General features: G+C 61.8%; 22 protein-coding genes. 20 read left to right on the top strand and 2 right to left on the bottom strand.

Features of this window, described 5'->3' with window-relative positions; genetic code table 11:
* The gene (locus RS901_RS36165) at positions 1-450 is read right to left on the bottom strand and encodes a hypothetical protein (RefSeq protein WP_316157453.1); all 450 of its coding nucleotides are present in this window, start codon (positions 448-450) and stop codon (positions 1-3) included.
* A gap of 159 nt (positions 451-609) precedes the next feature.
* Between RS901_RS36165 and RS901_RS36160 the strand changes: the two genes are divergently transcribed.
* The 3 genes from RS901_RS36160 (at position 610) to RS901_RS36150 (ending at position 4,625) form a co-directional block, all read left to right on the top strand.
* Positions 610-1,167, top strand: a complete 558-nt coding sequence (locus RS901_RS36160) for a hypothetical protein (RefSeq protein ID WP_316157452.1) — start codon at positions 610-612, stop codon at positions 1,165-1,167.
* A gap of 965 nt (positions 1,168-2,132) precedes the next feature.
* Entirely contained in the window at positions 2,133-3,350 is a 1,218-nt protein-coding gene (locus RS901_RS36155) for a Fic family protein (RefSeq protein ID WP_316157451.1), read from the top strand.
* A 963-nt stretch (positions 3,351-4,313) separates the two neighbouring features.
* Entirely contained in the window at positions 4,314-4,625 is a 312-nt protein-coding gene (locus RS901_RS36150) for a hypothetical protein (protein ID WP_316157450.1), read from the top strand.
* Between the two features lie 44 nt (positions 4,626-4,669).
* On the opposite strand, the gene RS901_RS36145 is transcribed toward RS901_RS36150, so the two are convergent.
* Positions 4,670-5,935 (bottom strand): IS256 family transposase, encoded by a 1,266-nt coding sequence (locus tag RS901_RS36145; RefSeq protein WP_316154236.1) that lies wholly within the window; start codon positions 5,933-5,935, stop codon positions 4,670-4,672.
* A gap of 529 nt (positions 5,936-6,464) precedes the next feature.
* Between RS901_RS36145 and RS901_RS36140 the strand changes: the two genes are divergently transcribed.
* The 17 genes from RS901_RS36140 to RS901_RS36060 all read left to right on the top strand — a co-directional run bounded on the left by RS901_RS36140 (position 6,465) and on the right by RS901_RS36060 (position 19,951).
* Positions 6,465-8,132, top strand: coding sequence for a PRTRC system ParB family protein (locus RS901_RS36140; protein ID WP_316157449.1), 1,668 nt, complete (start codon positions 6,465-6,467; stop codon positions 8,130-8,132).
* A 62-nt stretch (positions 8,133-8,194) separates the two neighbouring features.
* Positions 8,195-8,635: a PRTRC system protein E gene (locus RS901_RS36135; RefSeq protein ID WP_316157448.1), complete on the top strand. Its 441-nt coding sequence runs from the start codon at positions 8,195-8,197 to the stop codon at positions 8,633-8,635.
* An 11-nt stretch (positions 8,636-8,646) separates the two neighbouring features.
* Positions 8,647-8,871 (top strand): PRTRC system protein C, encoded by a 225-nt coding sequence (locus RS901_RS36130; protein WP_316157447.1) that lies wholly within the window; start codon positions 8,647-8,649, stop codon positions 8,869-8,871.
* A 4-nt stretch (positions 8,872-8,875) separates the two neighbouring features.
* Positions 8,876-9,079, top strand: coding sequence for a hypothetical protein (locus tag RS901_RS36125; RefSeq protein ID WP_316157446.1), 204 nt, complete (start codon positions 8,876-8,878; stop codon positions 9,077-9,079).
* Complete coding sequence (locus tag RS901_RS36120) at positions 8,998-10,107, top strand: PRTRC system protein F (protein WP_316157627.1); 1,110 nt, start codon at positions 8,998-9,000, stop codon at positions 10,105-10,107. Before RS901_RS36125 ends, RS901_RS36120 begins: the two co-directional genes overlap by 82 nt.
* Positions 10,108-10,116: 9 nt before the next feature.
* A complete protein-coding gene (locus tag RS901_RS36115) occupies positions 10,117-10,839 on the top strand; it encodes a PRTRC system protein B (protein ID WP_316157445.1) in 723 nt (240 codons plus the stop codon).
* Between the two features lie 2 nt (positions 10,840-10,841).
* On the top strand, positions 10,842-11,483 hold the full coding sequence (locus tag RS901_RS36110) for a PRTRC system protein A (protein ID WP_316157444.1): 642 nt from the start codon (positions 10,842-10,844) through the stop codon (positions 11,481-11,483).
* A complete protein-coding gene (locus RS901_RS36105) occupies positions 11,480-12,280 on the top strand; it encodes a PRTRC system ThiF family protein (protein WP_316157443.1) in 801 nt (266 codons plus the stop codon). Before RS901_RS36110 ends, RS901_RS36105 begins: the two co-directional genes overlap by 4 nt.
* 174 nt (positions 12,281-12,454) lie before the next feature.
* On the top strand, positions 12,455-13,180 hold the full coding sequence (locus tag RS901_RS36100) for a hypothetical protein (RefSeq protein ID WP_316157442.1): 726 nt from the start codon (positions 12,455-12,457) through the stop codon (positions 13,178-13,180).
* A gap of 184 nt (positions 13,181-13,364) precedes the next feature.
* Entirely contained in the window at positions 13,365-13,814 is a 450-nt protein-coding gene (locus RS901_RS36095; RefSeq protein WP_316157441.1) for a glycine zipper 2TM domain-containing protein, read from the top strand.
* Between the two features lie 86 nt (positions 13,815-13,900).
* Positions 13,901-14,305 (top strand): hypothetical protein, encoded by a 405-nt coding sequence (locus RS901_RS36090; protein WP_316157440.1) that lies wholly within the window; start codon positions 13,901-13,903, stop codon positions 14,303-14,305.
* A gap of 180 nt (positions 14,306-14,485) precedes the next feature.
* The gene (locus RS901_RS36085; protein ID WP_316157439.1) at positions 14,486-14,866 is read left to right on the top strand and encodes a hypothetical protein; all 381 of its coding nucleotides are present in this window, start codon (positions 14,486-14,488) and stop codon (positions 14,864-14,866) included.
* A 9-nt stretch (positions 14,867-14,875) separates the two neighbouring features.
* Positions 14,876-15,346, top strand: coding sequence for a hypothetical protein (locus RS901_RS36080; RefSeq protein WP_316157438.1), 471 nt, complete (start codon positions 14,876-14,878; stop codon positions 15,344-15,346).
* 264 nt (positions 15,347-15,610) lie between these two features.
* Positions 15,611-16,003 (top strand): hypothetical protein, encoded by a 393-nt coding sequence (locus tag RS901_RS36075; protein WP_316157437.1) that lies wholly within the window; start codon positions 15,611-15,613, stop codon positions 16,001-16,003.
* Between the two features lie 68 nt (positions 16,004-16,071).
* Entirely contained in the window at positions 16,072-17,631 is a 1,560-nt protein-coding gene (locus RS901_RS36070) for a hypothetical protein (protein ID WP_316157436.1), read from the top strand.
* A 267-nt stretch (positions 17,632-17,898) separates the two neighbouring features.
* Positions 17,899-18,924: an ATP-binding protein gene (locus RS901_RS36065; RefSeq protein WP_316157435.1), complete on the top strand. Its 1,026-nt coding sequence runs from the start codon at positions 17,899-17,901 to the stop codon at positions 18,922-18,924.
* Positions 18,925-19,033: 109 nt separating this feature from the next.
* Positions 19,034-19,951 carry a hypothetical protein gene (locus RS901_RS36060; protein ID WP_316157434.1) on the top strand — a complete coding sequence of 306 codons (918 nt, stop codon included), beginning with the start codon at positions 19,034-19,036 and terminating at the stop codon, positions 19,949-19,951.
* Positions 19,952-19,953 lie beyond the last annotated feature (2 nt).

Genomic DNA, 19,953 nt, shown 5'->3' with positions numbered 1-19,953 from the left:
TTAGACCACCTCCAGCGCGGCTTGGCGGTTCACGGATTTCCACGCGTGGCGTCGGATCTCGGCGTGGCTGGCATTGGCCTCGGCCACCCGGCGTGCCCGGTCACCGCTCAGTTCGTCGACGATGTAGATGAAATTGGTTGCGGTAGTCGGCCCGGGCCAGGACAGCCACTTCGCGCGGATCCGCGCCTTGACGGCTTCCGGCAACGAAAAGAATCGGGTACGGGCCTTGCGCCACACGCGGGCCTCGAACGCACGCTGGCTCGCTTCGAACCTGTCCGCTTGTCGTTGCCGGCGATCAATCTCTTCGTCGGCTTTGTGCTGCTCCGCGGCGACGTGCCCGGGGAAGAGCGGGTATCGGTCGCGCTCGCGCTGCTGCTTGCGCGCGAGAGCGGCCTGCCGGCGGGCGTTGAACTCGATAGGGGTGTAGCGTTCGAAGCGGGTGAAGCGCATGGTAACGAGGTATCGAATGGTCTATGACCAGGATACCGGCGCCATCGCGAAGTCAAGGCCGCCGGCCGGCGAGATTCGCCAAACACCATTCTCAAGGCGCACATGGCCGGAGTTGCGCCCGAAAGTTATAGAATTTGGGGCATCTTTTCGGGAAATCCCATGTCATCACCCCAGACCCCCGCCGTTCGCGAGGTTTCCCTCGGCACACGGCCCAAGAGCGAACGCGAGTTCATCCCGCCCGGCGACCCGCAATACGCGGAAATCGCGATGCTTGATGCCTTCACGTTCAAGCGCTATCTCGACCGGACGTTCTGGTACCCGAGGCGGGAAGTGCTGCGCTTCGAGGTTCGGGCGATGCCGTCGCCGACCGGCAGCATCTACGACGTCGTGGCGCTGGTCGCGTCGGGGGAGGGCGAGGCGTGGTTTTCGGAGGCCGCAGTGCCCGCACGATGGGACTATGTCGCCATCAGCGAAACCAGTCACGGCCTGTCGAAGATGCAGACCGCCAAGCTGAAGGCAGAAGGCAAGCTGCCCGCTGATTATGAGCCGTTCGGGGACGATGGGCCGGTGCTTGACCACTCCAACCTGGAGAACCCGGAAGAGGTTGACCTGCGCCGGTGGGATGTGGTGAACCGCGTGCGCGAGGCAAGCCGACAGCGACGCGCGACAGGTCAAGCCGCAGCTAGGGTCTTATCCCCGAGCGGCAATTCGCAGTAATATCCGCCCGATTCTCCACGCTTTCAGCGCATCGACCCTGCCGGCGTACCCGCCATCCATTTTTTGGCGCCTTGGCATCCGCTGCCGAGCATGGCTGAGCCGGAGAAGGCGAGTTGTCTGCTGACGGATTTAGGTGACTACGATCCCGTTCACTTGGCGGGCTGCACAACAAGGTGAGCCTGCATGCGGTGGACTCGTGGTTCAACCGCATCCGCCGATCGGCGATGCTTGAGCGGCCGATAAAATCCTCCGCGAACCGCAGCCGGCTGTGGAATGGGATTCCGCCTACCGTCCGGGGCAGATCGGCAAGCTGCTCACGATCGGGAGCGCTACGTCCCAAATAAACTGGGCCAGTCGTGACCGACCCCGGTTGGGCTTAACGGCTAGCTGCAGGCGTACTACGACGGAGAAAGTAACCCGCTGAACGTGGAAGTTGTGGCCGGTTACGCACACAACATGCTGTCTCCCCGAAGCTAACGCCGGCCCTCCACATATATTCGAAGTGAGCCTCCACAAGACTTTGTGTGAGGTGCTTTAGGCACAATTCGCTGTCTTTGGTAGTCATTGATAAAATTTTTTGTCAATATTTTTATTAACGCCCGACGCTCGTTAAGTGGCCTTAACTATCGAAGCCCTATGCCATCAGACGACACCGCCCTGGCCTCCGCACCACAGAACCCGAATCGGCCGGTACGTGCCGACCGTGGCATTCGACGAGACGGTGAACGCTCACGTCCCGCTGGTTACGCACACAACATGACTGTCTCCCAGAAGCTAGCGCCGGCCCTCCACATATATTCGAAGTGAGCCCCCGCAACACTTGTGTGAGTTGTTTTAGTCACAATTCGCTGGCAGGGGATACTGATGTAGGGTCTTGCCGTCTTTGGCAAGCCTTAGTAAAATTTTCATCAATATTTTTTATTAACATCCGACGCTCGTTAAGCGGCCTTAACTATCGAAGCTCTATGCCATCAGACGACACCGCCCTGGCCTCCGAACCACGGAACCCGAGAATCGGCCGGTACGTGTCGACCGTGGCATTCGACGAGCCGGTAAACGCCTACGTCCCGCCTCCGCTGCCGCCTGAGCCACCGCTGACGCTCAACCCGCACCTTCTCCAGCGACTCAGCGAGGCGGACAGGGCCATCGGCCGTCTCGACGGCGTGGCGATGCTGCTCCCGGACAAGGCGCTGTTCCTCTATATGTACGTCCGCAAGGAAGCGGTCCTGTCATCGCAGATCGAAGGGACGCAATCGACCCTCGATGATCTCCTGCAGTACGAGAATGCTGCGCTTGCCGGGAAGCCGCTAGACGACATCACCGAGGTTTCGAACTACGTCGATGCGATGATGTACGGCCTTGGCGTCCTGCGAGATCCGAAAGGGCTTCCGCTCTGCCTGCGTCTGCTTCGGGACATGCATGCGCGCCTCCTCCAGAAAGGCCGAGGAGAAGCCAAGAACCCCGGCGAGTTCCGACGCTCGCAAAACTGGCTCGGCGGGACCCGGCCCGGGAACGCCCATTACGTGCCGCCGCCGGTCAACGAGATGGAGACGTGCCTCAGCGATTTTGAACGCTTCTTGCATGACGACTACGCACAGATCCCACCTCTCATCAAGGCCGGATTTTTGCACGTGCAGTTCGAATCGATCCACCCGTTTCTGGATGGCAATGGCCGTCTCGGCCGCCTGTTGATCGCCCTGTTCCTTGTTGAAAAGAAGGTCCTCCAAGAACCACTGTTGTACCTCAGTCTCTACCTGAAGACGCACCGTGAGCAGTACTACCGCCTGCTTCAAGACGTTCGGCTGCGCGGAGACTGGGAAGCTTGGACAGAGTTCTTCCTCAGTGGCGTCGCCGAAACAGCCAACAACGCCCATGAAAGTGCGATGCGTATCGTAGCCCTCTTCCAGGCTGACAGAGAACGTATTTCGGCGAGCGGCGAACAGACCAATTCCATGCTGCGGATCCACGAATTGCTCCGGACCCACCCATTTCTCAACGCCGCACAGGCTCAGCAGAAGACAGGACTCAGCGCCCCGACCGTCAACAAGGCTTTCGAGGCACTGGAGAACCTCGAGATCGTGAAGGAAATCACTGGAAAGCAACGCGGGCGGGTGTTCGCGTATACCGAGTTCCTGAGAATTCTGGATAGCGGAACGGAGGTGCAGGCCCCGCCACGGCAATGATCGAACAAGTAAGCGGTCGGGACGAAAGGGGAAGGGCTCCAAATCGATCACGGTCCCGCTGTCACTCGGCCTGTGACGTCGCAGAAACGGGTACGCATCTCCCATGTCGGCCGTCGAATCATTCTCGGTTTCGAGTGCGGATTCACCGAGGCGATGGTGGTCAATCATGTGTTGGACCGCCGAGTCGTTCGCTGGAAGGCAGCGGCTGCGGCTTTCGCTATGCGGGCACCGGCCGGCTGGATCTGGAGGCCTACCTTGTGCAGGACGATCCGATCGCTGCGCTTGGGCAGCTCGTCAGGCTGGTGAAGCGCGCCAGCGGCGAGCCGCAGTTCGCTCGGGGGCTTTCTGGAGCATGCGCCGGCGGCTGTGCCGCAGTGCACCCAGTCGCGCGCGGCCGGGCCTTCGGTCGTACCCGCTCGACCGAGTCAATATGAGGCGAAAGACGTATGAAATTGGCGAGCTTTTGGGCGACAGCGAAAGCTGTTCGCCCCATATGAGGGTTTCCGTATTCCCCGCTACGGAAAACCCTCTCGGACTTGCTCCCCGCCCTCCTTTCCTGAGAGCATTTGGTTGAAAAAACTAGACTAGGAGCCAATCCGTCGACTACGGTCATCGGGCGAGCGCCGGGCTATTTGATCCGGAGGGCTGACTTCGGATATCCTCTTACCACTTTCCGCGTCCCAGACGCATCGACCCCGCACCGCAAGGTGCCAGCTTCTGCAGTACGGTGGCCTCCCGCTTGGCCGGGCCAGTCCATCCATTCCATCCCACCGGGAACCACGTTCCCGGTGCGGCAACGGGTTCCCCATTCCTCTTCGGAGAACCCACAATGCTATACCCAACTGCTGTCGCCCTTCGCAAGATCCGTACGGCTCGCAATCCGCGCACGTACTTTGATCCGATTGAAATGGCTGAAATCACCGAGTCTCGACTTCAAGCTCGTCGCTGGAGAGCAGCGCTACCGTGACGTCGCTTGCCGCTGAATTACGATTGGGAATCACAATGAAAAAATTGCCGGTTGACTACTACTTGACGCTTTCCGCCTTCCACCTATCGGAAGAGACTTTTTGCTGCTTTGGTCAAGAGCCCGTTTTGGCTAATAACTTTGCGAGCTATTTTGTGGAGGTCATTAACGTCTACGCACCCTCTGCTAGGCACTATGCAATACCAGAGGACCTGGAGAAGGTAATGCAATACGCGATGTCACTTGGCATCAAGTTGCTGCATTTCGATGTGAGGGCCGACGAGATAGAGGTTTTGCCGCGGTATGAGTGAGATATTGTCAAATCTGGTGTACGAGGGCTGATCGTGGCCGGCTGTCAGGCGGCGAGTTTCTGCTGAACCGGCGGATTGTCATGCGCCGGAGTTCCGTCCTTGAAGGGAACGCCCTTCAAGAGCAGTTCGATGTGTTCGGCACCGTTGATGCGGCGCCAGGTTTTCTCGGCTTCCTCGATCAGCTTGAAGGCCAGGCCAAGGAAGGTCGCTCGGGACACGCAATTGCGCGTGCGCGTCGTGCGGTGACGCACGGTCGCGAAGGTTGATTCAATCGCATTGGTCGTGCGGATGTGCTGCCAGTGCTCGGCCGGGAAGTCGTAGAACGTCAGCAGGCTGTCTCGATCTTTGGTGAGCACGCCGGTGGCCTTGGGATACTTGGCGCCGTAGATCGTTACAAAGCGATCGAAGGCGGCATCGGCATCGGCCCTGGTGGCTGCCATCCAAATCGCCTGCAGATCTGCCTTGGCGCGGCCATGCTGGGATTTTGGCAAGGCGTTCAGGACATTGCCCATCTTGTGGAACCAGCAACGCTGGGTACGCGTGGCCGGGAACACCTCTTCCAGGGCAGCCCAGAATCCCATGGCGCCATCGCCGACCGCCGCCAGCGGGCCAGCCTGCAAGCCGCGGGATTTCAGGTCCAGCAGGACTTCCACCCACGATGCCTTCGATTCCCGATAGCCGTCACCGATCGCCACGCGCTCCTTCCTGCCGTCGGGCGTAACGCCGATGATCACCAGCAGGCATTGCCCGTCCGAGCCTTCGCTGCGCAGACCCGTATGGATGCCGTCCACCCACCAATACACATACCGCGCCGCTGACAAATCACGCTGATTCCAACTCGCATGCTCGTCTGCCCACTGCGCCTTCAATCGGCTCACCACGTTGGCCGATAGCCCTTTGGCATCCTCGCCCAGCAGCACCGACAGCGCCTCGCTCATGTCGCCTGTCGAGACTCCCTTCAGGTACAGCCAGGGCAGCGCCGCACTCACCCGCGGCGACTTCCTCACATACGGCGGCACGATCGCCGAGTTGAACTTCACGCCGGAACCGGACCGGTCGCGCACCTTGGGCACCTTCACGGCAATCGGTCCGGCGCCCGTCAGCACCTCCCGCTCCGGGAGGTAGCCATTGCGAACCACGGCGCGCTGCCCGCTCAACGTCTTGACGTTACTGAACTGCTCAAGCAGCTCTGCCAGTTCCACTTCGATCGCCTCCTGGATGACCCGCCGGGCCCCGCGCCTGATCAACTCCTCGAGCCCAAGCCCGATTTCCGATAGACCGACTGCTTCTTTACCCTTATCCTTGCTCATGGTGGTGGACTTTTTTTGTGCTGGTTTCCGATCTCGACAATCAGATTCTCAGCGAAAAGCTCCACCGCCCTCGACTCCGCGCCTCAAATCCCCCGCCGTACACCACTTTCGACTTTAGCTCGGTATGAGTGGTCGTAGCCGTTTCGCGCCATGGGAAGAATTGAGGTGCTAATGCATGTTCGTGCTGTAAGGCGCAGAAGCCATGTAGGCGCGGCAAGCGGCCGCCAGCTGTCACCAAAACTTGACGTTTTCCTTAAGGCCGCATTCCATACGAACCTGGTCTGTGTCCGGCTGTTGTTCGCCGCCACGTGGCAGCAATCAAATTGCGGGATCTTGCTACGCAAGCCAATATTGGCTATCCTCACATCACTTTCCGCGTCCCTGACGCATCGATCCCGCACCGCAAGGTGCCAGCTTCTGCAGTACGGTGGCTGCCCGTTTAGCCGGGCCAGTCCATCCATTCCATCCCACCGGGAACCACGTTCCTGGTGCGGCAACGGGTTCCCCATTGCTCTCCGGAGAACCCACAATGCAATATCCCTCTGCTGTTGCCCTTCGCAAGATCCGTACTGGCCGCAATCCGCGCATGTACTTCGATCCGGTCGAAATGGCTGAACTCACCGAGTCCATCCGGGCTTCCGGTGTCTACCAGCCCATCCTGCTTCGCCCCATCGAAGACGAGGAGTTCGAGTTTGAGCTCATCGCAGGCGAGCGTCGCTACCGTGGTGCCGTGGAGGCCCACGGCATCGACTGGGTAATTCCCGCCCTCGTCAAGGTAATGACCGACGACGAGGCTGACCGAGCGGCGCTCATCGAGAACGCCCAGCGCGCGAACATGGCGCCGTCTGAAGAGGCCGTTGCCGCCTCGAAGATCGTCGGCCATTGCAAAGGGGATCGCGAGGAAGCCGCCAGGCTCCTGGGCTGGTCCCGCGCGACGCTGGATAAGCGCCTTGCTCTCATGAATTGCAGCCCGGATGTTCAGGCGGCATTGAATGAGCGCAAGATTCAACTCGGTCACGCCGAGCTGCTCGCCACACTCGCCAAGGACAAGCAGGACAAGCTCCTGCCGGTCATCATCAGCGAGAAGAAGGCGGTGTCGGAGTTGAAGAAGACCATCGAGGCGGCCGCGTGCAGCCTGGAAGTGGCCATCTTCGACAAGACCGACTGCGCCACGTGCCCGCACAACTCCTCGTTGCAAACGGAGATGTTTGGCGAGGCGATCGCTACCGGCAACTGCACCAACAAAGCCTGCTACGCCGAGAAGACCGACCGCAAGCTCGAAGGCATCGTCTACGGGCTCAAGGAAGAGTATCCGATCGTGCGCATCATCCGGTCCGGCGACAACCATACCCGCATTCAGCTGAAGCTGGATGGTCCAACCGGGGTCGGTGAGGAACAGGCCAAAGCTTGCCATGCCTGCCAGAACTTCGGTGCCGCGGTCAGCGGTCTGCCGGATTCGATGGGCAAGGTCTACAGCGGCCAGTGCTTCGACACGGCATGCAACCAGAAGAAGGTAGCTGCCCGAATCAAGGCGGAGCGTGATGCGGCCAAGGCGCCTGCTGCAAAGCAGAACGCTGGCAAGCCGGCGGCGGCATCGAAGGGCGACAAGTCGTCCGCAGCTGCCGACAAGCCGGTCACGGTGATCAGCGAGTCGGAGAAGGTGAAGCAGTACCGCATCGAGCTCTGGCGCAAGGCGCTGCGCAAGGAAGTCGCGCAGAGTGCCGAGCAAGCCAACGCCTACCTGCTGGCAATCGCCATGAACGGTCTGTCGCGTAATATTGGCGGCGACGTGATGGGCAAGTTCTTCGAAAAGCTCACCGAGCAGAAGTCGTCCTCGACCCTGCAAGGCTGTCTCACGGCTGTGCATGGCATGGACGAGGGCCGTCGCCAGCAGTTGACGATCGGCATGACCGTGGCGGCAATTGGCGGCATGGAGGTGAACAACCTCCGGGAACTGTGCCGGTACCACAAGCTCGACCTGTGCAATCACTGGAACCTGCAGAAATCGCAGGACTTCCTGGAGATGCTGACCAAGTCCGAGATGAAGGTCCTGGCTGACGAACTTGGCATCCGCAAGGTGCTGGGCGACGGCTTTGCCAAGCTGTTCGGCAAATCAAAGCCTGAAGTTGTTGCCGGCCTTCTGGCCGTCGACGGCTTCGACTACACCGGCAAGGTCCCCAAGGTCCTCGGCTACTAATCTTCTTTCCAATCGGAGGCGCCAGGGCGCCCTCGGCCTCATTCATTTCCCAAGGATTCACTATGTTCACTGAATTGGCTGCGCTCGTTCGCCCGAGCGAAAAGGTTGTCGTCACGCTCACCATGCAAGGCGACACCATGTCTGTCGTTGTCGTGCCCGTTGTCAAGGACGCTGCAGATGCTGCGCTGAGCACGCCCTTGGCACTGTCGGCGACGCCGGCGGAGCTTGATGAAGGTTTCGCCGCCGCGATTGCAGGAGTCAGCGCTGCGCGTCAGTCGCTGGCTGAGCAGGTCGAGGCCACCACGTCCATCCTGGAGGCGGCCAAGATCTCGCAGTCGACCAAAGCCACGAAGGCCCTGACCAAGGCGGCGGCGCCGACGGCATCGGAAACGTCCGCGGAGGACGATGACGACGACAAGCCGGAAGGCAGTGCCGGCGCGCAGGCGAAAGCTGACGACGGCGCGGCCAAGACAGCCGGCACCGACCTCGCGTCGCTGCTGTAAAGGAGACTGGCATGGCACTCGAAGTTAAGAAGCTCACTCGCGAGTTCTCCTATAACGGCATGACGCTGATGGACCCCGGTCCGCAGTTCACGCCCCAGCAGGTGCGCGACGTCTATTCCGCCCAGTACCCCGAGCTGACCACCGCCGCGGTGGATGGCCCGGAGCACAAGGGGGAAGTCGCGCGCTACACGTTCGTCCGCGCCGCCGGCGCGAAGGGCGCCGATGCGCAAATCTGACCTCATGAAGGCACTGTCCACGGGACAGTTTGCCTCCATCAACAAGGGGCCGCTCGAAAGGGCGGTTTTTTTACATTCTGAGGAGACCCAACAATGTTGTTCGATCCTCGGTCGTTTGTTCCTGACATCCATCCGGGACAGCAACCCGCATGGACGCCACACCGAAAGCATCCCGCTGCCGGACGTCGACCTGCCCATGATTTTCTGACGCTGCCGAGGATTCCAGGAGCTGTTCCCGCCACTGCGCGCCTGAGGTATGGCGATGAGTTGGAAGTTGGGGATCTCGTGCTTGCGCAGTTTGCGGCCGGCATGCTTCGGGCTAGCGAGGTGTCGAACCCGACCAGTGCGGGGGATGCTTTCGCACAGGCCATGTTCGCTTGGCTGGGTAAGCGACTCCCAACGTGTCAGCGATTGCAATTCGGCGTGACGCTAATCGATCGCGGCGCTGCCATGGACCAGGTCATGCAGTTCGGCTGGGAAGACGGGCTGGAAGCGCCACTCTACCTGGCCATCGAACTGCCCGGCGAGGAGGTGTATGCGATCGGGGAAGCGCGGGCGCAAGCCATTCGTGCGGCCCACCCGTCGCTACTCTTTACCGCGATGAGTCTGATCAACGCCGCATGCGGAAAGTCGTTGTTCGTCCGCACGCCGGACGTGCTGTTGGACCAGTTCGCCCGCTGGCACTGGGACTACGACGCGACCCTGGCCGACGACGAGAACGCCCGGGAGTTCCTCAAGGAGAACTTCGGCGGCGAGGATGCCGATATCGAGCGCTATCTGCCGTCGGTGGTGCGCGCCGAGCTTGCACCGGACGACACCCTGCCAAGGTATGCGCACGTCGACGCGGCTTCCGCGCATCTGCGTGAGCTGGGTCCGTGCAACTTGCGCGCTCTGGCTCGGTTGCATAGCGGATGGGTTGGCGAGCTTGGTACGGCGCTCGCCGACCTTCGACTGCTGCTGGCGAGGGCGGGGGAACGGTCCGTCATCGCCGGCGCCCAATGGGCAGAGCCGGCCTATTCGGCAGCGACCATCGCCTATCTTCCCAGTGACTATGTGTCGGAGATCCTGGACGACCATTACGAATGCCTGAACAACGCTGGCGACGCCACGATGTTCCAGTGCTTCATTCCCCTTGCAGACGACGCCGCGGCGATCCGCCAGCAGTTCCGCGATCTGGCAGACATGCTGCAAATCATTGGCGCGCTTGACCGCGTGCTCACACTCATTTCTTCATAGGAGAGCCTCATGGCCGAAATCCTGACCGCTTCGCGGTCGCATGACATTGCCCTGCAAGGGGCCATATTGCTTTATGGCCGTTCTGTCGGAGACTTTTCGTATGCCACCGCGCATCGAATCGAACCGGACGGAAACACCGGCCGCCCCGTGATCGGGGCCGGCACGCCGCTCAATCGGCTGGCGCTGATTCAAGCGGTGCGCCAGGTCGCCGAGGCCTCGTTGCCAAGGGGCGAGTTCCTGACGCCCAATGTGCTATCGATCAGCCCCGCCGCGGTGACGTGGTGGTGTCCGGCAGACCGTCGACGCATCTTTTTCAACTGCAAGGAGCTTGGCGAGTGCAGCGGCGTGGTGCCGCATCCGGCCCTCGTCTTCCAGGCGTCGCACACGGGGTTCCGTGTCTTCGCATTGCCCGGGGAGGAGCGGCCGGCGCCTGCAACGGTGCTTTACGAACCGCCTTACTTCAACACGTGGGACAACGGGAAGATCTGCATTGGGAGCGCACATGTTCCAAAGCAGATCGACGTCGCCTCGGTCGCAGGATGGGAATCCGGGTTCTTCAACTCGGCATTCACCCATCCCAACCACGGCGGTCAGCGCGTGAAGTACAAGCGCGGCGCCTACGCCTTCTGGAAGGACATGCTTGACGGGAAGTTTCCGGACTACCCGAGGCAGGTTCTCATCCCCATGAAACGGACGCTGGCCGATCTGATCGCCGGCAAATTGGACAATTGATCATGCATCCTGCTGATGTGACTCTGCAACAATCCTTCCCGTCCATCATGGTTCCGCGCCTTTCCAAGCTCGAACCCGTGACCCGGGCGGGGGAACGGCTGCTCATCGCAGCCAACGGCGTTTTCCTTGAGATCACGCGCCCCTGGCTAAGGGTCATTCGCCGGCTTGGCGGTTTCCAGCATCGCACGGCTATCCCATATGGCAACGTGAGCGAAGAGACCGATCTTCGGTGCGGCCGTATTCCCGCACAATTGATCGGCGAGTTTGCCGAAATGGCGCGTGCCGCCTACCCGAAGGAAACGGGTGCGTGGATGGTGTGGAATACCTCGACCCATGCCTTCAGGCTGGTGCGGGTGCAGATCCTCGAGCACGGTGCGGGTCACCTAAAGTATGACCGACCAGCGTTGGCAGACGATGACGTGCTGGTGGTGGACTGCCATTCCCATGGCCGATCGCCTGCATTCTTCTCGCCCACGGACGATGAAGACGACCGGCACGACGTGAAGTTTGCGTTGGTGTTGGGCAACTGCGCCGCGCCTGTGCCTTCCTTGGTCCTCCGGCTTTGTGCCAAGGGCATCTTCGAGGCCATCGAAATCGTGCCGGCAGAGTGGTATGCGGCGGCGTCCTTGGAGGTCTTGGCATGATCGAGCATCGTATTCCGGAGATCATGACCCGACGCGCCTGGAATGTCGTCATCGTCGGTGCAGGCGGTACCGGCAGCGCCTTGCTACCCAATCTGGCGCGGCTGCATCACGCCATGATCGAACTGGGCCACCCCGGTGGCATGGAGTGCACGGTCTACGATGACGATACGGTCAGCGAGACCAATGTCGGCCGTCAGGGCTTCTATCCCGTGGACGTCGGTCAGCCCAAAGCGACTTTGCTGGTCAACCGGCTCAACAATCTGATGGGAACGCGCTGGGAAGCGCGCGTCTGTCGCGTTGGTAGCCGGGATCGCTTAACCTGCGACATGGTGGTCGGCTGCGTCGACACACGGAAAGCTCGCAAGGCCATCCTGGGCGCGATGAGCCGGGGGACCGGTGGCTACTATCTTGATTGCGGCAACGAGTCGGACAGTGGCCAGGTCATCCTCGGTCAGGTTCGCGGCAAGGCCGCTGAGCGGCTGCCCCACGTGGGCGATCTCTTTCCGGAGCTGTTGGACCCGAAGGGGGACAAGAAGGACACGGCTCCGTCGTGCTCCATGGCCGAAGCGCTTAGCAAGCAGTCGCTGGTCATCAACCAGGCGATGGCGGTGCAAGCGTACAACCTGCTGTGGACGCTGTTTCGCACGAGCACCCTGCAGTACTGCGGCGCGTTTGTGAATCTGGCGGTGGGTCGCACGAACCCGCTGCCAGTGGATCCCCAGGCTTGGGAACGATTCGGGTATCACCGCCCCGAGCCGAAGCGGCGTGCGAAACCCGCCACGCGCCAAGCCGTTTGAACCCGCGATCCCCGCTTTCCTTGGGGATGGCTTCTTTCATTGGCGAGTTCGGGTTGCATTAACCTGGGGCCCGTTTGAACGTAATACCCCGCGCCGCTGGCGCGATCCACTTTCATCAACCCGTTGGGGCACTAGCCCTGCGGGCGTGCTCCATCTCTTACCTTGGAGCACTTCATGAGCAATTCTTCAAACACTCCGCGCGCTTATCGTCGCATCTTCGTGACCGGGAGCTGGCTGCCGGACAACACCGCGGTCGGCGCCTACTGGAACGGCACGATGTGGAACGGCTTTCCGGTCCCTATGTTCACACGCGAAGACGGCGACGGACTGTGTGCGGTCATGCCGAACCTTGTCTACGTGGAGCGCCGGCAGGCGTTCCTCTTCGACGAAAACCAGCAAGTTGAATGGTTTCGTCCCTCGATCGCCGTGGTGGACGGCAAGGAACAGCACCTCTACGCAATCGGCGATAGCTGGTGTTGGCAGTTCACGGAGACTACGGACGACGCGAGCGGCGGGAACTGGCTCGCCGGTAGCTACCTGCAACTCCGTCTGCGACCGGGTGTGCACGCATGGATTCAGGGACTGGCACGGTCGAATGGCCAGGCGGTGGAACACTATGCTGAATTTCTGCTAGCAAGCTTCTGTGAGGAGCGCAGAGACGGGCGGCCCAAGTTCGATCTATCCGGTTTCGAGGCGACAGCGTTGCGCGCGCAGCACGCAACGCCTATTTCGGTGGGCGATGCCGTGCGCGTGTGCCGTGGACCGTGGCTCAACGTCGTAGACGCTGTGTTGTCGCTTGTCGCGGCAGAAGTCGGCGGCGAGCCATCGAGGCTCTCGCGCGAGATGTTTGCAGAAACAGTGCTGGATGGTCTCGCTCGCGGGCTCGGCGGTGTGGTGTAGCCGGACCTCTCCACATTCTCCGCCGAGCCTGCTACCATTACGTCACCTACCGCGTCTCAGGCGCATCGACCCTTCCGGTTGTATAGCCGGAAATCTCTTCTCCCCCACCTACGGGCCTCCCTGCCCGTTGGCATGTTGGCCTTTTTTCCTTGAGGCCATCATGTTCAAGTGATTTTTCCTGCTTTTGCTTTGCTGCGCCATTATCACCGGCTGCGCTGCACAGCCGACTTCGCCGAACACCTATCAGGGTTCCGAGGCGCTGCGCCGTGGTAGTGCCGAAGGTGTCACCGTCCTCCGGGTCCGTCCCGTCACGATTGTCGACAACGACGGCATGATGTCCGCGAACACCGGCGTGCCTGGCGTTCTTGGTGCCGTCGTCGGCGCGGTCCTTGGCGCTCGCGTCATTGGCAACGGCAACGGTCGTTACCTGGCTGGCGCCTTGTCGGGCACTGTCTCCGCGGTGATCGCGCAGACCGCAGCCAACCATCTGAGCCGCCGCGATGGCGTTGAAGTCATTGTCCGCACGGACAACGGCCGGCAGATTGTTGTCACCCAGGATGCCGATCAGCAGTTCGTCACTGGCGAGCAGCTGTACCTCGTCTCGGGTGCCGGCGGCTATCGCCTCATTCGCTGACGGGCTTCAGTCGGAGCCTCATCTTTTTCACCTTCCCCGCGCGGACCTTCCGCGCGGGGGGATCTGTCGCGACCTGGAGTTCACCAATGTTCGACGTTGCAGAAGCACCCCCCATCACCATTACCCCAATTGAAACGAAAGGGAAATACATCTTTGAAGTCGCGGATGACATCCGTCGTCAACTGCGCAGTGCTGGGCTGGAGCCGGAATGGCTCAATGCTGCCAACTTCATGGATGACGACAACGAAGCCTTGTACGGTCCGAAGTCGTCCCGTCAGTGGCCCATGTTCGGTGCGCGTGAACGGCTTGCCGTCTCCGTGCATCGCGGCTGGTCGGAAGGGTGGGCGGTCTTCGTTGACCGCGTCGGTTATACCGGTGATGCGTCCAACCTGGTCACCACGGCCCAGAAACTGTTGGTTGGCAAGACGCTGTCCGAGCGGCAAGCTTGGGACACTGTCCGCGCAGTCAGCAAGATGTTCGAGATTGCCTGATATCCAGGCCTATCCATTCGCAAGCCCGAGAGGACTTGCCCAACCCCTCCGGGTTCGGCAAGTCGCTTTCACCCGCGTCATCGACGCATCGACCCACTGTCCGGCAACTCCGGACCAACCCATTGCGGGACACTCGTCCTGTCAAGGGAAGGGATGTCCCCATCTGATTCGAGGATATCCATGAAGCTTCCCAAGTCTTTTCTTCGTCCCCACGCTTCCGGCAATCCGGCAGCATGCCAGGCGCTGCGTCGCGACGCATGCCGCATGCTGCGCCGCTTTGCCGGTGACATGGCCTTGCACCCACGCGACTACACGATCCGCGAGCATCGTCAACGCCGGCGCGAGGTGGCCGTGTTCGCGCTTCAGACGGAGTCGTTGCTGCTCGAAATCCAGCATCCGCCAGGCCCCGACGGCATTCGCATGTCCTACCGGACGTGCCGCGGTCGCAATGACCTCAGCGGTGGCCGCAACAACGCCATCGACTTGCCTTCGCTCTCCACCGATGAGGGCTATACCAATCTGCTAACCACGCTTCGCGTGGTTGCCGGTCGGCGCAGCTGAGGGATCATCATGACGACTCTTATTAAGGTCACATTCACATCGACGGCGGGCGAGGAGATCAACGGTCAGGCGCAGTGCGAGCCGATGTCTGAGCTCGTGACGCTGCCCTCACGATTGCTTGAGCTTGTACAGCGAGCCAGGGCTGCAGGTGATGGGCATGCCCTCGTCGCACATGAGGACGGCTATCGCTATCCGCTGCAGCCGGTCAAAGATGGTGTCTACCGGCTTGACCGCTCGCGTCGGCATCGGCAAAGGCTACTGGAGCAAGCTTGGAAGGCTGTTACGGCGCCAATCAAGGATCAGCGGCAGCAGTCTGGCCGCTTTGCACACATGCTGTCAGCCGCCGCGCTCATCGGCGCCAGCGTCTACGTGGGGTCTAGCAAGGTATGGACGCTGGTCGCCCTAACCGAAGTTCTTAGCCTCGTCGGCGTTGGCGTTGTACTATTTCTCGTAGGCGCAGTTCTTTCCAAAGGAGACTGAGTTATGACTCTCGGCCTTTTTGTATTGATTCTCGGCGGTGCCATCTCGGCCTTCCTGCTCTGGGCAGATCGAAACGGTCGACGTGTACACAAGGACTAAGCGCTGTTTCGACCACGCCCAGCCATCTGCGCGTCGCAAGGCCGAAAACGCCGATCCAATCGGCTCACCGCATGAACGCACTCCACACAAGGGGTGCGTTTTCATTTCCAGACTCACACGGGCGTCGCCCCGATGGGGCGGCTCCCTCCCAAAGGAGTATCCCCAATGGACGACATCGTCTTTGGCGTTGGCTCGGCCAGCTATCCTGCCGGCGTGCTGTTGCGCGTCGGCCTTTACGGTTCGAATCTTCGCCCGGCAATCCAGCTGGTCTGCGCTGACGATGGCATGCCATTTGCATCGCTCAGCGTGAACTTGCCGGAGGCGCCATTGCTCGCCGGCGAATTCTGTGTGGCGGCCGACTGGAACTTGCCCGCGAACCTGAAAGCGGCGTTGCTTGCCACCGGCAAGTTCGCGGCCACGGGCCGCGGTACTGAAGGCTGTAACCAGGGTGGCGCCATCTGGCGCATCACGTGTCCCGAGCTGCTGTCGCAGCTGGCAGCCGCCCGCATCGTCGCCAGCCGGTCCCGTCCGACCCCGCGCATGGCCGCCTTCGCGTAGCGCTACATCCTATTCCAACCCTTTCGGGGCACGTCCCCGAAGGGGCGTGCTCCGTCCAGGAGCACATCATGTACGTCATTACCCTCGGCCAACGTGCCGAAACTCGCACGACACTCGCCGGCGTGCTGCATCTGCTCAACGACGACCGAAGCGAGACGGCCCAGTCGCGCTTCGAAGAGATCGCCGTGCGCCACGTGGAGGGCGGCAACATCCCCGTTGTGTGCCTGTCGCATGGCAGGCTCGGCGTTCGTCCTGGCGGAAGCGCCCGTTCGATTCTCACGCGGGTCATCGATGAGGTGGATCGCTTCATCGTGCGCGTTGGCGGAAAGGTCCTGCATCCGCAGGAAATGAGCCGTGCATCCTGGGGTGCCGTACTGGCGGCGGGCCGCTTGGCCTACTTCCCGGAGGAAGCCATCGACTTGTCACAAGGCGCGGCCGGACCGCTGTTCCGGACGGCGGATCTCTTCGAGGAGTCGGGGCCCTTCGACATTGCGCAATACGTGCAGTCCGAATTTGTCCGGCGCTTTGGCTATGGCACCAACGGGCCGTTGTACGACCCAGCTCAGATCCCGAACGCCCGTCATGAAGTGCACGTCGCATACGCGCTCTTGCGAGGCGAAAAGCTTCGTGAGTGTGTGCTGAACACGTACCGCGACAATCCGCGCTTCGGGCGGTCAGACCTGGACTGGCTGGAGCCGCTGATCGCTGTGCCAGCACTGCGTGGCGCCCTGTCGGCCCATCACCTGCAGACACTCTGCCGTCTCCTGCGACTCGAGAAGATCGCAATCACGCCGCAGAACGCGCCGAAGCTCCTGGCGATCGTTCGACGCGTCCCTGCCGACGGCACCGATGTGCACATGGACGACGCCCTGTACGAGGCTGGCGTACTTGCACCACGGTCCACTCTTGTAGCGCGCCCGGCGGAGGGGCAGGCCGCAGCGCCCGTCTCTGCGCTTGCCTCGCGGATTCATCACCTCATCACGCAGCGGCAGTTCCATGCGACGATGGATAAGGCGAAAGCGCAACGCGAAGCGTTGGAGATCAGCCAGCGGCATTTCGATGATATTGCCAGGCGCGCGGTGCATGCTCGCGTGTCGACCAGCTTCGACTGGCCCAACAAGGTTGCACTGGCGGTCCTTCAACGGGACGTGGCCACGCTTCTGCACATCTTCGACAATCCGAAGGACTGGAATGTCGACTCCAAGCGCGCTTTGCGCGAAGAGCTCGACGTCGACCTGCTGCAATGCACCGCGGCGGTTCGTCGCCAGCGCATCTTTGAGATGTGTGGCTTCTCAGCGGCGGAGCAACAACGCTGGGAGCAGCAGGCGGTGGCCGCGAAAGCTAGCCGGCTGGCGTTGCAGGATTTCGAGGATGCCCGCAAGCGGGCTGAGGCGTCGAACTGGCGGCTTGAGAGCGGGAAGGTACTCAATGGCCGCGAGTACGTGGACTTTTGCATCGCCGAGGGCTTCTCGGAGATCGTCGATGTGCCGCCCGGTCGCGCGCGCGAATATCGCATCCGCGATCCGCACCGCAGCATGTCCCGACGCCAGCGTGCCAAGGATGGCACGCTGGCCTATGCCAGGGCAAAGCTGGCGCAGGCCGGCACGCCCAGGGCGCTCGCAGCCTGAATGAACTTACCCCTGGCCAACCGGCCGGGGGATTTCCTTGAAACACATAGCAAAGGTGCGAGTTTTCAGCGGCACCGAACGTCACGTCGTCAGTTAGCCTCTGTCTATCGCGAGCTGTGTTCGCACTGATCGGAATCAGTCCAAACACAGTTTCACCCGCGTCCTGGACGCATCGACCCCAACGCCGGCCTGCCGGCCATCTCTTGAACCTCCCCACAGGGACCGCTCCCTGTGGGGACGGCCTGTGGGATCCCCCTAAGGAATCCCATGGAACTCAGTCCTTCCCAACTGCAGAAGCTGCTTGCTGCTTGCATTCCGGCTACGCTGCCCGTCCTCGTGACGGGTGCGCCTGGCATCGGCAAGAGCGATCTCGTCGCCCAGGCCGCCGCGGACGCTGGCCATGAGCTGCTCATCTCTCATCCCGTGGTCGAAGATCCGACCGATTCGAAGGGCTTGCCCTTCCCGTCGTCCGACGGCGCTCACGCCCGGTTCCTGCCCTTCGGGGATCTGGAGCGCGCGCTGGGTGCTCGGCGTCCGCTGGTCTGGTTTATCGACGACCTGGGTCAGGCTACGCCTGCCGTCCAGGCGGCCAAGATGCAGCTGCTGCTGGCCCGCCGGATCGGCGAACACGCGCTGCCGCCACACGTTACCTTCGTTGCTGCGACCAACCGCCGCGTCGACAACGCCGGTGTTTCCAATATCCTCGATCCGCTGAAGTCTCGCTTCGCGACCATCGTGGAACTGACAACCTCGGTCGAGGACTGGACGCGATGGGCGGTGGCAACGAACCAGCCGCCGGAGCTGATCGCGTTCTTGCGCTTCAAGCCCGATCTGCTGCTGTCCGAAGACCGGACTCGGGAAATCGAGAACCTTCCCAGCCCCCGAAGCTGGGGGATGGTCGGCAAGCTGTCGAACGTGGTGCCTGCCGAACTCGAGCACGTGGCCTTCGCCGGTGCGGTCGGGGAGGGCGCTGCAACGGAGTTTGTCTCGTTCAAGCGCCTCTTCCGCCAGATGCCGTCTCCGGATGGCGTACTTGCGGCGCCCGCCACCGCACCGATCCCGACCGATGTCGCCGTGCAGTACGGCATTGCCACGGCGCTCGCGCGCCTGGCCAACGCCAGCAACTTCGATCGCGTGATGGTTTATGCGAGCCGGCTCCACGAAGCGGGGCTCGGCGAGTTTGCCGTGCTCCTAGTGCGCGACGCCGTGGAGCGCGATGCGTCGATCGCCAGCACCCCTGCATTCATCGTGGCGCAGGGCGGCCCGATCGGGGCTCACATCCGCGGCCAGTAAAGCCGCCTTTCTGCAACAGCAACACATCTGCCGGCCGGCTCGGGTCTTCCCGAGTCGGCCCTTTTTCTTTCCGCTGCCGCTTTGCGGCACATCCCTGTGAGGATTCATCATGAACATCACCAATCTGACGTCCCGCGTCATGCTCTCGACCCTCAATATTTCTGTCTGGCGCGCGCGTCGTTTCGACACCCGTGCCACGCAGGAGGTGGAGGCCAAGCACGAGGCCAAGGACATCGGTCGCTTCAACAAGCGGCTGCTGACCGAGGGTGCAACGTCCTACAAGGAGGTCTGCGCCATTGGCAATCGTGCGCGCTCGCTGTTCGATAGCCACTCGCTGGACTACGACCAGCTGGGAGTGCGTCTGCTGCCGACGACCGTCTACATGGAGGTCGCGGAGAAGCTGCGTGCGCTGCGCGACGAGTTCGACGGCGCCACGGCGCAGTTCCTGGCCGACTATCCACGCCTGAAGGACGAAGCACGGGTCGCGCTCAACGGTCTTTTCGACGAGGCGGATTACCCGACCCAGGCAGAGCTGCGCAAGAAGTTCGGCATTCGCTTCTCCGTGCTGCCTTTCCCCGATGCCAGCCAGTTCGGCATCGATCTGCCGCCCGACGTGCTGCAAGGCATTCGTGATGAGATGGATGCGCGGGTCATGGGCGCCGTGAAAACGGCCAACAATGACCTGGTCGGCCGTCTGTACGAGGCCGTGCAGCACTTCGCCAACCGGCTGTACGGGGAGGGCAACGTGCGGCTTGACGTGGCCGATAAGTTGCGTGAACTCAGCGCGCTGCTGCCCAAGCTGAACTTCTCCGACGACCCCGTGCTCGCGGCCATCCTCGCCAAGACCCAGGACCAGCTTGCCTGCTACACCGGGGCGCAGCTCAAGGATGACCCGCTGCTGCGGCTGAATGTGGCTGAGCGCGCGATGGAAATCGAAGCGCAGATGGCCGCATTCATGGGCGGCCCGCCGCCGGCGATGACGCGCGAGCAGAGCGACATGCCCATGCTCCAATTGCTTGCCGCGTGAGG

Origin of the sequence: Cupriavidus sp. BIC8F (assembly GCF_032465815.1) — a bacterium.
GTDB lineage: Bacteria > Pseudomonadota > Gammaproteobacteria > Burkholderiales > Burkholderiaceae > Cupriavidus > Cupriavidus necator.
This window is presented reverse-complemented; position numbering and strand designations above follow the sequence as displayed.

Excerpts from the sequence above, each read along its gene's own strand:
- RS901_RS36070 (WP_316157436.1), top strand. The coding sequence starts at position 16,072 with ATGTACGTCATTACCCTCGGCCAACGTGCCGAAACTCGCACGACACTC.
- RS901_RS36060 (WP_316157434.1), top strand. The coding sequence starts at position 19,034 with ATGAACATCACCAATCTGACGTCCCGCGTCATGCTCTCGACCCTCAAT.
- RS901_RS36155 (WP_316157451.1), top strand. The coding sequence starts at position 2,133 with ATGCCATCAGACGACACCGCCCTGGCCTCCGAACCACGGAACCCGAGA.
- RS901_RS36135 (WP_316157448.1), top strand. The coding sequence starts at position 8,195 with ATGTTCACTGAATTGGCTGCGCTCGTTCGCCCGAGCGAAAAGGTTGTC.
- RS901_RS36140 (WP_316157449.1), top strand. The coding sequence starts at position 6,465 with ATGCAATATCCCTCTGCTGTTGCCCTTCGCAAGATCCGTACTGGCCGC.
- RS901_RS36110 (WP_316157444.1), top strand. The coding sequence starts at position 10,842 with ATGCATCCTGCTGATGTGACTCTGCAACAATCCTTCCCGTCCATCATG.
- RS901_RS36100 (WP_316157442.1), top strand. The coding sequence starts at position 12,455 with ATGAGCAATTCTTCAAACACTCCGCGCGCTTATCGTCGCATCTTCGTG.
- RS901_RS36085 (WP_316157439.1), top strand. The coding sequence starts at position 14,486 with ATGAAGCTTCCCAAGTCTTTTCTTCGTCCCCACGCTTCCGGCAATCCG.
- RS901_RS36165 (WP_316157453.1), bottom strand. The coding sequence starts at position 450 with ATGCGCTTCACCCGCTTCGAACGCTACACCCCTATCGAGTTCAACGCC.
- RS901_RS36145 (WP_316154236.1), bottom strand. The coding sequence starts at position 5,935 with ATGAGCAAGGATAAGGGTAAAGAAGCAGTCGGTCTATCGGAAATCGGG.
- RS901_RS36065 (WP_316157435.1), top strand. The coding sequence starts at position 17,899 with ATGGAACTCAGTCCTTCCCAACTGCAGAAGCTGCTTGCTGCTTGCATT.
- RS901_RS36090 (WP_316157440.1), top strand. The coding sequence starts at position 13,901 with ATGTTCGACGTTGCAGAAGCACCCCCCATCACCATTACCCCAATTGAA.
- RS901_RS36075 (WP_316157437.1), top strand. The coding sequence starts at position 15,611 with ATGGACGACATCGTCTTTGGCGTTGGCTCGGCCAGCTATCCTGCCGGC.
- RS901_RS36105 (WP_316157443.1), top strand. The coding sequence starts at position 11,480 with ATGATCGAGCATCGTATTCCGGAGATCATGACCCGACGCGCCTGGAAT.
- RS901_RS36125 (WP_316157446.1), top strand. The coding sequence starts at position 8,876 with ATGAAGGCACTGTCCACGGGACAGTTTGCCTCCATCAACAAGGGGCCG.
- RS901_RS36160 (WP_316157452.1), top strand. The coding sequence starts at position 610 with ATGTCATCACCCCAGACCCCCGCCGTTCGCGAGGTTTCCCTCGGCACA.
- RS901_RS36115 (WP_316157445.1), top strand. The coding sequence starts at position 10,117 with ATGGCCGAAATCCTGACCGCTTCGCGGTCGCATGACATTGCCCTGCAA.
- RS901_RS36080 (WP_316157438.1), top strand. The coding sequence starts at position 14,876 with ATGACGACTCTTATTAAGGTCACATTCACATCGACGGCGGGCGAGGAG.
- RS901_RS36130 (WP_316157447.1), top strand. The coding sequence starts at position 8,647 with ATGGCACTCGAAGTTAAGAAGCTCACTCGCGAGTTCTCCTATAACGGC.